Below are 15,855 nucleotides of genomic sequence, written 5' to 3' on the forward strand. Positions count from 1 at the left end.
GCTATGTCTTGCCTCTTTCCACAAAAAAGCTATTTATGTTTTTCCAGATCTAAAACGCAATTGTGCTTGTTCTAAATGCCAATCGGCTACATTCAATTCATCTTCACGTCCATCTTTTAGCCTTACAGTCAAGGTCTTTTCTGAAATCGTTGCCGATTCAACTTTGCTTTCTTGATCGTACTGCTCGAGAATCGTTGCAAACTGGGCAGTTCGTCCCTCTTTGCGAATACCAACTACTCGCCGATGATCGGATTCATCTCCTAACGGATAATCGCCACCTATCACAATCTCTAATGATGCTGCATCAACGCCGCTGAGATCGATCGTTATCGTTCCAGAAATAGCTTCTGCAATTGGCGTGGCTGGCAAAGCGGATTGGATCACTTGGGTTTCAAATTTGATAGGACCGCCAAAGTAATCTCGGTTCTCATATGGGGATTGTTTGATACCTTCTGTCACTCGTGGTAGTTGATTAATAGGAATTCTCTCCCCTGCGTGGGTCTTGATGACTCCTTCACCCCAAAACACTGCAGGCAAAGGCACGTCTTTTCCACTTCCGTATTCATTCGCAACATAGGTTGTCTTAGTTTCTAAAACGATCGTTTGGCTCTTTGCAGGAATAGCTACTTGAATTTCTTCTTTTCCAAAAATCCATGTACCCATCTTGTTTTCATGAAGAACACTCTTTTCCGTTCGAATCTGATAAACCAGTTGCTGTTGTGTTTGACTATATGCTGGCTCCATCCCCACAAAAACGGGCGCATTTTGCGGGTGGATCATGTGAATAGCCAAGTTTAGTAATCCCGGTTGATTTTGACTGGTTCGCAACGGTGTGAGCCAGCCCTTATCATTGTATTTATGCATATCGACCGAAAAAGAAAACCTTAATGGTTCTTGTGCACGAAACCAATGCACATCTGTCATAAACTGAGCGCTTGATAACGGATCATCTGAAAGTTTTTCTGTTGTCTTTTGGTACTCGATATCTTTGCCAACTAAAAAGTACCGAGCATCTTGAGGGTCATTACTAAGTAAATAATCTGCTTCTAGCTCTTTAGCAAAAATTCCCTTTAATCCACTTGCATGGTATAGACAATCAAAAGCATGGGTATCTTCTCCTTCCAGATAATCAAGTACAATGACATAGTCATCGGTCACTACAACTGCTCGTCGTTGGAGGATCTCTTCAGTAAAAGCGGATCTTTGGCTATATTCAGGTATCTCATCAGGAATAAACACGCTTCGACCTTCTTGCCAGCATCTTTCGCGAAATGTCTCAGCGTTGCCGACTCTCCAACCACCATAAGGCGGTTGACACCATTTCGTACGAATTTCCTGAACAATGTATTGGTACTCTGTCTCGCTTACACATGCCAACGTTTTCGTTGGTGCCGGATCTTGCTGCTTGAGATCAACAACTGTCATATTATGGGTGAGCGAATTTTGAACATAAAACTTATACATAAACGTATGATAGGCATACCAAACATTTTCCGGGTTATAGAAACTTTTCCCAAAACGTCGCATCGAGTTTAACGCTAATCGATCATAGTGTCCATGAGCCCCCCCTAAAATTCCGCTCTTCAAAGTTACTTGATATTGTTGTTCGGCAGAACGCTTCGGAGCATTCGAATGCAACAAAGCAATGCCAGCAACCTCAGCGATGACAGCCTCACGATAGGGAACCTTTTTCTCATGAGGAGTATCTGACAACTGAGCGACACCAAAACAAAGATCACGGTCCTCGGGTCGAATCGTCCTAAGCAAAGAGAGATACGCGGGTTTTTGATACAAGCGGTAAGCTAAATCGTATCTTGGGTCCATTAGATGGACACCAACTGCTCGCGATTCACAGGAATCATTCATGCCAAATATCACGCCAGTTTCATCATAATAATCGATCATGCTATCGGTCAGCATTTCAATGGAACGATAATTTTTGTCAGTAGGACCCCAGACTTCTGTGGAAAGCCCGTCAATGCGATCACTTTCATCTAAACCTTTCTGATGAAGATCATAGTATGGGGCATAATTTGCTGGGACTCTTTGCAAATGCAACTGGTAACCCCATTTGTTTACAATCTGACTGATTTCTAAAAAAAGACCCATTGCTAGCAAGTTGTAACCAATGGACGCTTCATACCACCAGCCATCATTTAGGATTCCTTTACTGATATGCTCGATCACCCCACCAGGACAGTGTAAAAAGTAATCAATCTTCTCCAGATCCTGTAAAGCAGCAGCACAAGCAATGACCCCAGCTAATTCCGCTAAATTCCAATTCGATATTTTCCCCCGATGGCATTCATCCCGAATAATGGACATAAATAGTCGAAAGGCTTCCTCAATCTTTTGTTTGTCATCTTTTGTAAGCAAACCGCTATGCTTCAATCGATCATAAGTTAGCGCTGCGTGTTTAAAAAACTCACCTTCATGGACTAATTCTTGATTTCCTGCATGTGGTAAAACAAGGTATCCTTTTTCATCGTCAACCAATTCTTTCAAGAATTCAGCCGCTTTTTTTCCAAATACTTCTTCCTCACTCAGCAAATAAATCAACGCAGCATTTCCTGCTTCGTCTGATTGCCTACTCATAAAAAGATAGGGCAATTCAGGATCGATTTTCGGTACCTGCCAAAGCTTAGCCCTTTGATAGAGCTGTTGGTACTTTGCCTGCGCCCATGGTGTGCTGCCTATTTTCTCTTGGATCTCATGGATATCAGCGCTTGAAAGGGTGGTCGTGAACGTTTCTTCGTAACGACCCGTTATAAAGGTTAAGGTTTGCGTAAAACCTCTACGATCAATGAGTTGGATTTTATGCTTTTCTGAAGCCAATGGTCCAAAACGGAGATCATCAAATACACTGAGGAGAACCACTTTTTCTTCAAAAGGCTTCAGTTCTAGCCCTTTGATTGGTTGATCCGATCCGCTCTCATGAAGCAGTGTCGTCAAAATCTCCCAGCCCATTTTCTGCTGCGCGATCTGAACAAATTGTGGTTTTGAGGTGGTATTCGTCAAAGTTATCTCATAATCGACTTGTTTTTTCTGCAATGCTTTTCCTTTGATTGTAGCATCCATATATACGCAGGGTGCCGCAATAATCTCTAGTTGTTTGATCGCCTCTTTTTTTACCGCCCAACATTCAATGCCGACAATAGCTTTTAAATAAATCAGCATTCCTTGATCAAATCCAAACTGGCTGAAAGGCACATATTGGGTTTGCCCCGAAAGCAGCACTACTTCAGTTTCAAAAAAACGGATCGCCTCTTCTTGTGGATTGCGATTTACACTGCATGCCAAACGAATCTTCATCCGCTTGTTTTTTTGCGCCCCCACTTCAAAGCGAAGGCCCCACCAACCTAGCGCATTGGCTGCACACGGGTGGTACTGGATAAATCCATGTTCGACCCAGTGCATTTCTCTTTTAGAATTTGAAAATAGCCAGATACACTTGTTTTCCTCTGATTGTTCATTCCACGATAAAATATCATAAGTAGTTGCTTTATTTTTCATCTTCGACTCCTTGTTTCGACCAGTGCAATTGTTTAAATCTTTTCGGTGTGACTCCGAAAAATCGTTTGAAATTTTTGGTGAAATACGATTGAGAAGAAAAACCTACTTGTTTGGCGATTTTTACGATCGGCAAATTGGTTGTCAAAAGTAGTTCCTTTGCTTTTTCCAAACGTTTTTCCGTGATATATTCACTTAACAAACGACCAGTCAACTCTTTGAACGTTGCTGCCATATAATTTGGACTCAAAAAAACTTGTTCAGCAATCGTCTGATTGGTCAGATCCCCTGCCATTTGTTGCTCAATTATGCGATCGATTTTTTCAATGATCGACAAATGCGCCTGCTGGTCAAGGTTTTGATAATTGATCAGTAATTGCTCAAATAGTTGGTGCATTTTTTCTTCAATTTGGTCAAAGGTTGTTAATGCCATGATTTCTTCTGGAAAGCGACGTTGTTCTTCTTCAGCAAGAAAGTTACTATACTCGTTAACTTTACGAAGGAGATTCATACAGGTCGTTTTCATCTCCTCAGCATCTAATCCGACAAACTGTTTTAATAGCCGAAAAAAAATGGTCAATGTCTCTTGAATTTCACTTTGGCAAGACTGATGCAATGCCTCAACTAGCTTTCTTGAGGATTTATTGACTACGTTGTTTCGCTCAAAACGAAATTGTCGCCATTTTTTTCTTTGTTGTTCAACACGCCAATACGTTAGATTCGTTCGTGACCAAAACAAGGCAATTGCCATCACCATTCGAGCTTCTTGATAGCTTTTTACTACATTACCGTCACTACGATAACTACTGTAAAACCCCTTTTGTCCAGATAAGATGATTCGCTCATACGTAAAATGAGTAAGTGTTAAAATAGAGATTCTATTGCCTTCTATTTCACCCTCGATCCCTTCACCTTCTGTAGGCATAAATCCTTCAGCATCCAAAACAGTAACGATCCCGGTATTTTTAACCAAGGGTATGATCTCCCGTTTGAAGAGAAGATCAATTGTTTGCCTTTGATGCTTGCGTTTGGTTTCTATTTGGATTTCTTGCAATAGCTTGATCAAAGCTTCTTCTAATTCCTTCTCATCAATTGGCTTTAACAAATAGTTTTGAACGCCATGTTGAATCGCCTCTTGTGCATAAGAAAATTCGCCAAAAGCGGATAATATAATGATTTTTGTTTCTGGAGCCTGTGTTCTGATTTTCTTTGCCAATGCAAGTCCGTCCATGATGGGCATCTGAATATCTGAAAGAACGATTTCAGGAGTGGTTTCTCTAAACATTGCTAATCCTTCTGCGCCATTTTTGGCTAATCCGACGATTTCAATCCCTAGATTTTGCCAATCAATCGATTGAGCGATGCCATCACGACTGATTTTTTCATCATCAACAATCAAACAGCGATACATCCGTTACGCCTCCTTCGAAAGCTGTTTTTTCCAACGGTTGAGCAAAATCGTCGTTGTAAGATATAAAGGGAGTGAAAAACTCAGAATCGGAATGATCCCTGGTATAAGTAAACTTAATACCAAGACAGCACTGTAACTAACGATGATTTTGATTGAAGAAAACTGCCAGAATAAAGGTAATAAAAAAGCATTTTTAAGTAGCGCTTTTGTGGATAACGAAAAATGTACTTCATTCAATGAAAAATAAGGTACGACCAGAACGAGTAAATAGAGTAAACTAAGGTACGCCGCTCTTTCTAACAGCAAAGAATTTTGAATAAATAAAACCCTACTGAACAGTAAACCTGTACAAATCAGAGACAATAGGAGCGAAAGCCAGAAGAATTTTTTGATATTCTTTAGGTAGCAATACCACGCTTCTTTTAGCCATGAAAACTCATTTTCTGAAACGAGTGCCTTACGAAAAACTGCTACAAGTGAGATCGTTGCTGGTAAAGCGCCAAAAACCCCTCCACCTAATAGGACAAAAAATAACCAACAGAGATTCATCGCTACCAAACGACTAAATAAAAGCGTCGTTTCATAGAGCCAAGCAGCCCAATTCTCTTTCACCTCTTCATCACCTCCATAATGAGGAGGATCACCCAAAGAAATAGACCTTTCTAAGAGTGATCCTCAAAATGATTTAACGTGCTGCGAACCATGCTTGAGCGATCGTTTGCTCAGATTCTACACAACGGTCGTATCCTAGATTTTTCGCTTTCTCAATCATTTCATTCTTTAAGCTATCAAATGTTTCATCATCTCGGGCATAGATCATTTGCCATGAGTATTCTTTAATGACTGCACCTACTTGATTGTAGGTCAAGTCTAGTTCATCCCCTCGCTCAACTAATGGAACATCTGCGATATCGTAAGATGCTAGCAAGCCATTTTCAAGCAAGTATTCTTTTGAATTTAGCGCACCATCGTGATCTTCTGTCCACTGTTTATCTAACTCTGTCGCACTTTCTAAAAGCGTCGTTTCCCAAACGGAGCGATTTGCTGGTTCGTTCAAAATTGGGCTTACGGATTGTTGATCCACACTTGGTCCATTGACTAATTTTTTGAACGTCTCTGATAAAGCACCGCCACCTGCTTCTTCTGGTGCCTGTGCTTCCCAGCTGCCGCTGCCTAATTCTGTGAGATAGGGTTTGCCATCATCATTGATATCCCACATGATTCCTTGAGGACCGTTTTCCCAGAACAAATGTCCTTCATCAGAATATAGGAAGTCCAAAAGTTCTAATGCTTTGTCTTTGTTCTTTGCATTCTTACTAACCGCCCAGAACCAGTTGTTCCCGTAGGTCGTCGTTTTTTGATCCGCTACTAGAAGTTCATTGTTTGGTACTAGCTTGTACCCTTTGCCTTGACTGGTTAATTCGGGATTGACGGGATTAAAATTCAGCTCGCCAGTGTAGCCCCATGGCATGATCGCCGATTGTCCTTTTTCCGCCTTCTTTAAATAGTCCTCCCATGTCTGTGAAGCAGAATCGGGATCTAGCAATCCTTTTTTATGCAGATCATTCGCCCATTTCAACGCTTGCAGATACAGACTATCTTCACTCAAAATATCTTCATAACTATCATCAAGGACAGACACGTTGATGAACTCATAGCGATTTACACCATCAGTATCAGTATAACCTTGAGATTTTGCTATACTACGCAATTGGTTGACACTATTTCCATCCCATTCGCTGAACAAGGAAAGAGCATAAAATTTATCTCCATTTTCAGTTTCAGGATGTGCCTCGACCATTTGCTCTGCCAAAACCCCGTAATCCCAATACGTTTCAATTTCTGGACTGCCTAATTCTTTATAATAATCATAACGCATTGACGGCAACCAGGTCGGATTCGTTTTGGTTACTTCTGCTTCTTGGGAAACGGTGGTTGGTATGCCGTACAATCCCTCAAAAATAGTCTCAGCTCGAGCTACGGCGTCCTCAAAACGGGTAACATTCGGCAGTTTCTCCTTATACTCAGTCAAATCCTCGATAATACCAGCCGTTTTTGCTCGATTCAAATCCTTTTGAGTTGTAAAAACGATCAAATCCCCCAATTCCCCAGTAGTCAAACGCGTCTCTAATCGACTTGTCCCTCCGACACTGTTAGGAATCACATTTACATTGACGCCTAATTCATCTTGAAGATATTTCCCTACGTACCCTCTGATCTCTCCCTCATAGGTACTTGACATTGAATAAATCGATACATCCTGAGCACCTTGAGGCTCATCACTGCTTTCGTTGTTGCTACCGCACGCTGCTGTCCCCACTAACAGTCCGCCTAACATTAATGCTTTCCCAGTCTTTTTTAAATCCATTCTCTTTCCTCCTAATTTTTTTATCCTTTGACCGCTCCAATCGTTATTCCTTTAACAAAGAAACGTTGAAAGAACGGGTAAATGGCAAATATTGGTAAAACGACCATCATTGTCACCGTTAATTTGACGGACTGAGCTGTCTGCGCCGTAGCAGCAACTTGATCAATAGAGATGTTTCCCGAATTGATTTCATTCGCTAACGCTGTGGACTGTGTCAAATAACGGTAAAGCACATACTGCAAGGTATGTAAATCCTCACGCGTTACATAAATCACTGTATCCATAAAACTATTCCATTGTCCAACTGCGCTGAAGATGGCCAAAGTGGCTAAAATCGGCACCATTAGTGGCAAAGCGATTTTGAAAAACATCGTGATGATCCCAGCACCGTCCATCTCTGCCGATTCCTGCAAAGAACTTGGAATACTAGACTCGATATACGTTTTAACTAAAACAATGTTGTAAGCTGAAACCATACCCGGAATGACGTAAACGAGAAAGTTATCCAATAGGCCTAGGTAATTGAATAACATATAGACGGGAATCGTCCCCGCGCTGACATACATCGTTGAAATAATAAAACGGTAAACAAATTTGCGCCCCGTCATTTTTTGTTGGGTCATCATAAAGCCAAGAAATCCTGAACATAAGACAGTCAACGTCGTCCCAATAACGGTCCGAGCGACGCTGATGATAAATGCATTTGTGATATTTGGGATCTCCAAAATTTGTTTATAATTTTGAAAATGAATGTCTTTAGGTATAAACAAGACTTCCCCCATTGCACTCAACTGATTGTCACTGATCGTATTGATAAAAATATAGTAAAATGGGTAAGCACACAAAAACATGAAAAGAAAAAAGAATAAGATATTGAAGAAATTAAATACTCGTTCACCTATCGACAACGTATCTTTTACTGAATAGGCTTTATTTTTTTTACTAATAGCTGCCATACTGTACTCCCCCTAGAAGATCGATTCACCGCGAACGGTTTTTGACAAACGGTTAACTGAATAGAATAAAATCAAGCTGACGACCGTTTTCAAAATACTGACAACCGTTGCTAAAGAGAAGTTCCCTTGACCGATCCCGATGTTGTACGTATAAAGATCTAGTACTTCTAGCGAACTTTTCGTCATCGCATTAGAGAAAACGAAATACTGTTCCATTCCAGTATTGATCATGTTGGCAACACTCATCATGAGTAAAACGAAAAAGGTTGGCAACAAACCCGGAATCCTGATATGAAGAACTTTTTTCAAACGATTCGCACCATCTATACTGGCAGCTTCATACAATTCTTGATCGATCCCATTGATCGCCGCTAAGTACATGATGGCGCTCCAACCGATGCCCTTCCATACCCCTAAAGCCGTCATTTTCAGCCACATATGACTGTTATCTAGCAAAAAATTGATTGGTGTATCAATAAATCCCCAGTCAACCAATAGATTATTGATGACCCCATTATCAACTGATAAAAAGGCAAAAACTAAAGAATAAACTAAAACCCAACTGACAAAATGTGGCGCAGTCGTCATGGTTTGAATGAGCCGTCTTAGTTTACTGCTTCTGATTTCGTATAATAAAATGGCAAAAAACATTGGTAACACACTAGTTGCTAACCCTAAAAAGCTCATACCTAGTGTGTTTTTCATCACGCGTATGATGATATTCACTTGTTCTCTGGAAGAGATCAACATTCGAAACCATTTGAATCCTACAAATGGCATATCTGCCAAAGAAGCACCAGGTGAATAATCAATAAAAGCTAAATACCAGCCCAACATCGGCAAATACCCAAAAACTAGAACAACTAGCAAAAAGGGCAACACCCAGTACAATAGCTTATTTCCAGTGGAAAATAAGCTCTTCTTTCTTTTAATGGTTGCTGTACTCATTTAAAAACCTCCTTCTAAAGCTCCTTAGTAAACGCTTTCTTATATAGAATTATACGATTTGAGAAGGATTGAAAACTGGTAATATTCACCGAAAATGGTAATATCTACCACAATAAAACAGTTTGATCCTAAAGCACGCTTTTATTCAACTCAATTTGAAACACACTTCCTTCCCCTTGTTTTGAAAAGAATTCTACCCTCACCTGATCCCCATAAGAAGATTTCAAGATATTGATGATGGATTGCAAGGAAAAGCCTCCCTTTTTTAGCTCTAATTGTTCCCCGCTGCGAATTTTCTCTACTATCTCTGGCGAGGCACCCGCGCCATTATCTGCGACTAGAAGGATTAATGTTTCCTCATTTTCAGCAACAGTAACTTTGATTTTCCCTTGACCTTTTACATAGATACCATGCTGAAAAGCATTCTCTGCTAAGGGTTGTAAAATTCGATGAAGAATTTGAATCGACTCTACATCGATTTCAGGATCAACAGCAATCTCATAGTCAAGTTGATCTGCAAAGCGTAATCGTTGAATGGATAAGTAATGTTTCACTAAATCTAATTCTTCTTTTAAAGAAACGAAGTTTTTTCCTTTCGCCAAAATGAGTCGATAATACTGAGCGAGATCGTTCGTTATTTGAACGACTTGCTCTGTCTCACCTGCTTTTGCACACCAAGAAATGATTGCTAACGTATTGTATAAAAAATGGGGTTGAATCTGTGCTTGAAATTTACTCAACTGCGCCTTTCTTTTCAAGGCTTCATCTGATTTGATCTTAAGCAGAAGGTTTTCTAAATCTTCAATCATTTTATTAAAGGTTGCTTCTAGTTGACCAACTTCATCATTACTCGAAATGGCGATTTTGTGCGGTAATTGCTGACCATTCGTCAATTTCATTTTTTCGCATAACCTTCGAATCGGAGAAACGAGCCATTTATAGAAGATATTCGTAAAAACGATCATCATACTGAGCAAAAAAATAATCAAAATGAAATTGCTATTCAGAAAATCCTTTAACGACACACGAAAATTTTCTTTCGCATAAAAAGTCAGCAACTGCCACTGATTTTTTAATGGAACTTCCTGAATCAAGTAATTTTCCTTATCTTGGTGATCAGCAAACAGCAATGGATCATAGATCACTGCTCCGGTAGCATCTAAAATAGAGAACCCACTTTGATTGTCGAGATTTTCATTCACCGATTGGAAAAGAAAAAGAGGATTGACATACAGATTGATCCAGCCCTTTTTCCGCTGATTCGATTCAAAAGGATTGATTGGAAAATGATAATATAATTGCTGATCTTGATCCAAATACCAACCGAAGGTCAAGGGATCTTCCTGATACAGCTGATGATCAGTGACCATGCTTTTAGATGAAACAGTATATTGAAGGTCGTACAGCTGTATCTGTATACTTGCCAGTGTCGGGGTGGTAGAAAGAAGTTTGCGTATAAGAGGAATGACGGTCGTCTGAAAATCAAAGGAAGGCTGATCGTTGATCGTCCTTTCGGAAACATATCTTTGTAAAAAATTGACAAACTCATTGTCTGAAACCAGCTCGATGCCTAACTCTTCGATCGATTCAATTCCTACATTAAAATTCGTCTGATTTTTTTCACTGGCATTCTTTAATAAAAGTTCTCCTTGGTCCAACAGTACTCGCTGCGATTGAAGATAAAGATAAGTAGATAATATGAGAAAAAAGGTGAGAAACAAGCTACTTAAACTAACGATCATTTTTTTGAGCAAAGACTGCTGTCGGATTAATTCAAAAAGTTTATTCATTTGTAATCTCCTCTCCGACAAAAAGTAGGCGCTTACATAATTGTTATCGCCATTTGACTACTCTGTTCCTGCGTGATTCTGAGTTCATGATACTCGATCATTATTCATACGATCTTCTTTTGCTCCTCAAGGCTTTTCATTCTTTGAAAAAAGGCACAGACTATGGGCAATCTGGCGCTGCTCATTCATTCTGTGCCCGTCTTTCTTTTATTTTGTCTTTCATGCTATCTCGTTCTATCCTTGAACAAAACGAGCGAACAATGAATGAATCGCTTAAGCAAAACCCGCTGATTTACTTTACGCCCTCTCACGAATGGCTTTCCGTGTAAGTAAAGAAATCAAAATCTGCGTAGGATCGATGATTATCCATGTCTTGTGCACAGATACCTACCATTGCGCCGGTAAAAGCTAGTTTCCCGTTTTCTTTGATAAAATCACTACTTAATTGGGCAGCTGAGACCGGATCACCAATCATTTGCCATGGTTCATCCCCGACAGCATATGAAAACTGTGCCCATTCATGATCCACTTCCACTGCTAAATGAATGGCAAGATTCGGTTGGATAACTAATCGTTCTGAAGCATATTGAAACTGATTGATCGCATCTGTTTCTAATTGGATATATTTTTCCTTGGTTTCCTCATCGTAGGAAACATGCAGGTAATGCCAATTATCTGTATCAAAAAATAAGGTCAAACCTGCTAATTGTTGAAACGACTGTGGTTCAAATTCCATTTTGGTTTCTACGCGAAAGGCAAAATGCTGCCAACGTCTGGCAATCAACGTCTGACGATGCAAACTCGTTATACTTTGTTGACCGTAAAGACGTAAATACCCTTTTCTTTCTGAAAGTGAGCACTGGCTGCCAATTGGCTGTCGAAGACTTTTAAAGTAACTTGGCAAAGTCGGCTCATCAAAATCTGTCCGAGAACTATGGTCTTTTTTTTGAATAACTTCTTTGGCAATACTTGGTTCATCAATCAAACGTTCTGGCGCAGAGGTACCAGTAGCTAAACGAGGCCAGCCATCGATCCACTCTATTTTTTGAAGGGCGGTTTCCCGACCTAATGGACAATAGCCACGCTCCGTCAATGGGCGTGCACAAATGTGAACGATATACCATTCATCAGCCGCTACTTGAACAAAAGAAGCATGACCACTTTTTTGTAACGGATTTTTTGGATCATTTTTAGTTGTTAAAAAAGGATGATACGGTGAAAGCTCATATGGACCCATCACCTGTTTTGCTCGACATACTGTCGCAGCGTGACTATAATCGGTTCCACCAGCAGCTGCTAGTAAATAATACCAACCATCTTTTTTTAGGATCTGTGGCCCCTCACAGACCCCCAGATCCGTTCCTTCGAAGAATTTTTTTCTTTCCCCCACCAAAGATTTTGTAGCTAAATCGAATTCCTGCATCACAAGACCAGCAAACCGTTTCTTTTCCAAACGATGGTCAAAAAGCATACTCATTAGATAATGTTTTCCATCATCATCATGAAAAAATGCCGGATCAAATCCACTGGCAGTGACAAAGACAGGTTCACTCCAAGGTCCAGTAATTTCTTTTGCCGACAGCACATAATTCAGTGTGTCTTTGAATGCCGTTCCTGTTTTCACATCAGTGATCAACAACCAAAATTGCCCTTCGGAGTAGCTTAAGTGTGGCGCCCAAATACTACCGGAATTTAGATTGCCCACTAAGCTAATAGTGGTCTCGTCTTGTAACGGCTGAGCAACTAGCGTCCAATTTACTAAATCAGATGAATGATAGATTTCAACACCGGGCATCCATTCAAACGTTGAGGTTGCTAGATAATAATCAGATCCGACTTTGACTACACTGGCGTCAGGATTAAATCCTCTAAGAATTGGATTTTCTATCATTTGCTTTCCTCCTGTTGACATTCAGTGCCATAAATTTCAATTTGTGTTAGCGCTGGAAAAGGTGATTCATCATGGTGCTTAATCAATTCCTTTAACAAAATTGAGGAAGTACGGATTTTGGTAAAGCTGAAATATTGGCGATCGAGTTGATTCGTTGGTTTCAGGATTTCTTGTTGTCCGTTGGAAAATTCGAGTGTCACTTGCGTCCAGTAACTATCATGAGGATAGTCTCCTCTAAGAACCAAAGCGATTTTGTCGATCTCAACGTTGCGACCAAAATCGATCGTCAATTGCGCATCCGCTTGTTGATTGATACCCCATGATTGATATGGAAAAGACCCGTGGTTCTCGTTGGCGATCATGCCATCGATCGCATTTCTTGCAAAAAATGTCGAATCATTTCTAGTTTCAACATTGGCATAAGCATGAGGATAGGCGCCACTATGATTCTTTTGATCATGGGCATTCACTGCCAAATTTCGATAGGCGTTGATTTCGTATTCTTTTGCTAACCAGGCGTGTAGATAATGGCGTTTTCCTGAAAATAATTTAGGCGAATACGCTCGCCGTAGCGTGTCTTCTGTAATGATTGGAAAAATCCATTCACTTTCTTTCAAATAAACCAGACTTGGTGCAAGTGCCTCATCCACTTGCAGCCAGACGAATAGTGGCGCTTTCGTCGTCGTAAGCATAATTTTCTCACCGGCTTGATAAGTCCGATCTTTAAATGCAAGATAAACTTCTTCTGAGTGGGTATGTTCCTCGATCGTGTGCCCCTCATGATCAATTAGTTTTAGTGTCAGCATATTGTGTCTCCTTTATCGGCATAATTTTCCATCTTGTTGCAAAAAAATCTTCCGACGGTTTGGGAATCATTAGTCCGATTTCCATCAACTCAGCGCCGGATCGTACCGTGTCATTGACTTGATATAGTTGGTCATTCTTTAAGGATTTCAGCTTTAAGCGCTTTGGAACTGTGTTTGGTTTATTTAAAATATTGATATGAGTAACGATCACTTCACTCGTCATTAAGTTCTGTTTTTGCCATGCGTATTCATTTTGTGAATCATAGACAGCGAGTCTCGTCTGTTGACCAAATTGGAGTGTTTGCCTTTCTAGCTTGTACTGCTTGATCTGCTGTGCCAAACAATCTTTTTCTGCTTCAGATAATGCTAAAAGATTCAATTCATACCCAAAATTGCCTTGTTGAGCCACAAGTGCTCGTGTGTGAAGGGAGGTCACTCTGCCTACTTGGTGATTCGGCGATGCTGTGACATGGCAGCCCATCGTGCTGGGCGGATAAAGCAGTGAGGTCCCTTTTTGGATTTCTAATCTTGCGATGGCATCAGAGTCATCACTTGTCCAGATTTGAGGCGTGTAATATAGCATGCCCGGATCAAAACGACCGCCACCTCCAGCACAGCTTTCTATCAAAACATTAGGAAATCGCTTAGTGATCGTTTCTAAGACATGATATAAGCCTAAAATATAGCGATGAGAAAATTCTTGCTGATGTTCTTTTTTCAATCCACTAGAAAAGCTGTCAGTGATATTGCGATTCATATCCCATTTCAAATAATTGATCTCATGGGTATCTAACAACCAGGTTATCTGTTCAATCAAATATTTTTGGACTTCATTTAAAGACAAGTCTAAAACATACTGATATCGGACTTGCTGTGGTCGACGATTTGGTACACGTACGATCCATTCGGGATGCTGCTGGTAGAGAAGGCTTTTTTTCGATACCATCTCTGGTTCGATCCATAAACCGAAATCGAGTCCTAGCTCTTTGATTGCCGTAATCAGTTGTTGCAAACTGCCCCCCAATTTTTCTTGATTTGGTGTCCAGTCACCTAACGACGTTCGTTCATTTTCTCGCTTGCCAAACCAACCATCATCTAAAACAAAGCATTCGATACCGATTTTAGCGCCCTCATTAGCTAATCGCAAAATGCGTTCTTGATCAAAGTCAAAATAGGTTGCCTCCCAATTATTCAATAAAATCGGACGCTCTTTGTTTTTAAAAGCACGAGGTACGACACAGTCCTCATAAAAAGTATGAAATTTCTGACTCATTTGATTCAAACCATCTGCATACAAGAAAATCGCTTCTGGCGTATCAAATGATTCACTCGGAGCTAATGTCCAACTAAAGTCGAAAGGATTGATCCCGATTTGCATCCGGGTGTTTTGATGCATGTCGACCTCGGCGCTTGCAACAAAATTCCCACTGTACATTAATTGACAAGCGATGACCGCACCAGCTGCTTCTGTGGTATCTGGGGAAACTAACGCTATAAAAGGATTTTGTCCATGACCACTCGCCCCACGTTTACTATCGATTCCCTGCAGCCCCTGAACAAGTTTGCGTCTTGAAAGATGCATTTCTCTACCCCAAGCCCCTGATAAAAGTAATAACTCAAAATCATCCGTTAAAAAGTCAAGATTGAGAGACATCGCTTTGGTCAATACGACCTCCTGATCTGAAGGATTACTAAAGGTGACCGATTGTGTAAAGACATCTTGCTCCTGAAACGCAGTGATCTTTAGGTGGAGACTCACTCCTGTATAACGATCGCTTAATTCAATAATTAGATAATCAAGCCTTTCAGTATTTGCGTAAGGCAATCCATTCAGTGGCTGTTTGATTTTACTAAATGAATGATCAACGTATCTAAAATCCGAAAGACGGCTGCCGTCAGCGTAAATCTCTTGATGAGCTGGACTTCTTAGATCAGAATTGCCAAATGCAGGATAGCCTACAGGTAGCTGTTCCAGCTTAAAGTTTTCAATACTGTCGGTATCAGCCAAATAGCTTGCCCTTGGAATCTCCGTGATCACATAGGATAGATCACTTTTGGGTAGTTTTTTTCCAAAATAAGCCAAAGTTAGATAGCCATTCTCTGTGACTATAAAGCTAAGTTGGCTGTGCTTTGTTGTAAGCGTGATCGTTTCTTTGCCTGAACAGTTCATTGGTC

At 40.4% G+C, this 15,855-nt stretch carries 10 protein-coding genes; all 10 read right to left on the reverse strand.

The features are described from left to right. Positions 1-33: 33 nt before the first annotated feature. The 10 genes from IGI72_RS10515 to IGI72_RS10560 all read right to left on the reverse strand — a co-directional run bounded on the left by IGI72_RS10515 (position 34) and on the right by IGI72_RS10560 (position 15,850). Positions 34-3,513, reverse strand: coding sequence for a hypothetical protein (locus IGI72_RS10515; RefSeq protein WP_438754115.1), 3,480 nt, complete (start codon positions 3,511-3,513; stop codon positions 34-36). Beyond that, positions 3,503-4,921, reverse strand: coding sequence for a response regulator transcription factor (locus IGI72_RS10520; RefSeq protein ID WP_438754117.1), 1,419 nt, complete (start codon positions 4,919-4,921; stop codon positions 3,503-3,505). The genes IGI72_RS10515 and IGI72_RS10520 overlap by 11 nt, the downstream gene beginning before the upstream one ends. A 3-nt stretch (positions 4,922-4,924) precedes the next feature. After that, positions 4,925-5,533, reverse strand: coding sequence for a DUF624 domain-containing protein (locus tag IGI72_RS10525; RefSeq protein ID WP_139843211.1), 609 nt, complete (start codon positions 5,531-5,533; stop codon positions 4,925-4,927). A gap of 73 nt (positions 5,534-5,606) precedes the next feature. Further along, entirely contained in the window at positions 5,607-7,289 is a 1,683-nt protein-coding gene (locus IGI72_RS10530) for an extracellular solute-binding protein (RefSeq protein ID WP_269924252.1), read from the reverse strand. Between the two features lie 20 nt (positions 7,290-7,309). Further along, positions 7,310-8,245, reverse strand: a complete 936-nt coding sequence (locus IGI72_RS10535) for a carbohydrate ABC transporter permease (RefSeq protein WP_195961227.1) — start codon at positions 8,243-8,245, stop codon at positions 7,310-7,312. A gap of 12 nt (positions 8,246-8,257) precedes the next feature. Beyond that, the gene (locus IGI72_RS10540; protein ID WP_438754120.1) at positions 8,258-9,193 is read right to left on the reverse strand and encodes an ABC transporter permease; all 936 of its coding nucleotides are present in this window, start codon (positions 9,191-9,193) and stop codon (positions 8,258-8,260) included. A 128-nt stretch (positions 9,194-9,321) separates the two neighbouring features. Further along, on the reverse strand, positions 9,322-10,983 hold the full coding sequence (locus IGI72_RS10545; protein WP_151195035.1) for a sensor histidine kinase: 1,662 nt from the start codon (positions 10,981-10,983) through the stop codon (positions 9,322-9,324). A gap of 307 nt (positions 10,984-11,290) precedes the next feature. Then, positions 11,291-12,874, reverse strand: coding sequence for a glycoside hydrolase family 43 protein (locus tag IGI72_RS10550; protein ID WP_438754123.1), 1,584 nt, complete (start codon positions 12,872-12,874; stop codon positions 11,291-11,293). Continuing rightward, complete coding sequence (locus IGI72_RS10555; protein ID WP_438754125.1) at positions 12,871-13,680, reverse strand: hypothetical protein; 810 nt, start codon at positions 13,678-13,680, stop codon at positions 12,871-12,873. Before IGI72_RS10555 ends, IGI72_RS10550 begins: the two co-directional genes overlap by 4 nt. Next, complete coding sequence (locus tag IGI72_RS10560) at positions 13,658-15,850, reverse strand: alpha-galactosidase (RefSeq protein ID WP_438754127.1); 2,193 nt, start codon at positions 15,848-15,850, stop codon at positions 13,658-13,660. Before IGI72_RS10560 ends, IGI72_RS10555 begins: the two co-directional genes overlap by 23 nt. Positions 15,851-15,855 lie beyond the last annotated feature (5 nt).

It is taken from the genome of Enterococcus sp. DIV1059_2 (assembly GCF_051713685.1).
GTDB lineage: Bacteria > Bacillota > Bacilli > Lactobacillales > Enterococcaceae > Enterococcus_D > Enterococcus_D casseliflavus.

Bases quoted from the DNA above. Each gene is read 5' to 3' on its own strand.
- IGI72_RS10555 (WP_438754125.1), bottom strand. From the start codon at position 13,680: ATGCTGACACTAAAACTAATTGATCATGAGGGGCACACGATCGAGGAA.
- IGI72_RS10520 (WP_438754117.1), bottom strand. From the start codon at position 4,921: ATGTATCGCTGTTTGATTGTTGATGATGAAAAAATCAGTCGTGATGGC.
- IGI72_RS10535 (WP_195961227.1), bottom strand. From the start codon at position 8,245: ATGGCAGCTATTAGTAAAAAAAATAAAGCCTATTCAGTAAAAGATACG.
- IGI72_RS10530 (WP_269924252.1), bottom strand. From the start codon at position 7,289: ATGGATTTAAAAAAGACTGGGAAAGCATTAATGTTAGGCGGACTGTTA.
- IGI72_RS10550 (WP_438754123.1), bottom strand. From the start codon at position 12,874: ATGATAGAAAATCCAATTCTTAGAGGATTTAATCCTGACGCCAGTGTA.
- IGI72_RS10560 (WP_438754127.1), bottom strand. From the start codon at position 15,850: ATGAACTGTTCAGGCAAAGAAACGATCACGCTTACAACAAAGCACAGC.
- IGI72_RS10540 (WP_438754120.1), bottom strand. From the start codon at position 9,193: ATGAGTACAGCAACCATTAAAAGAAAGAAGAGCTTATTTTCCACTGGA.
- IGI72_RS10545 (WP_151195035.1), bottom strand. From the start codon at position 10,983: ATGAATAAACTTTTTGAATTAATCCGACAGCAGTCTTTGCTCAAAAAA.
- IGI72_RS10515 (WP_438754115.1), bottom strand. From the start codon at position 3,513: ATGAAAAATAAAGCAACTACTTATGATATTTTATCGTGGAATGAACAA.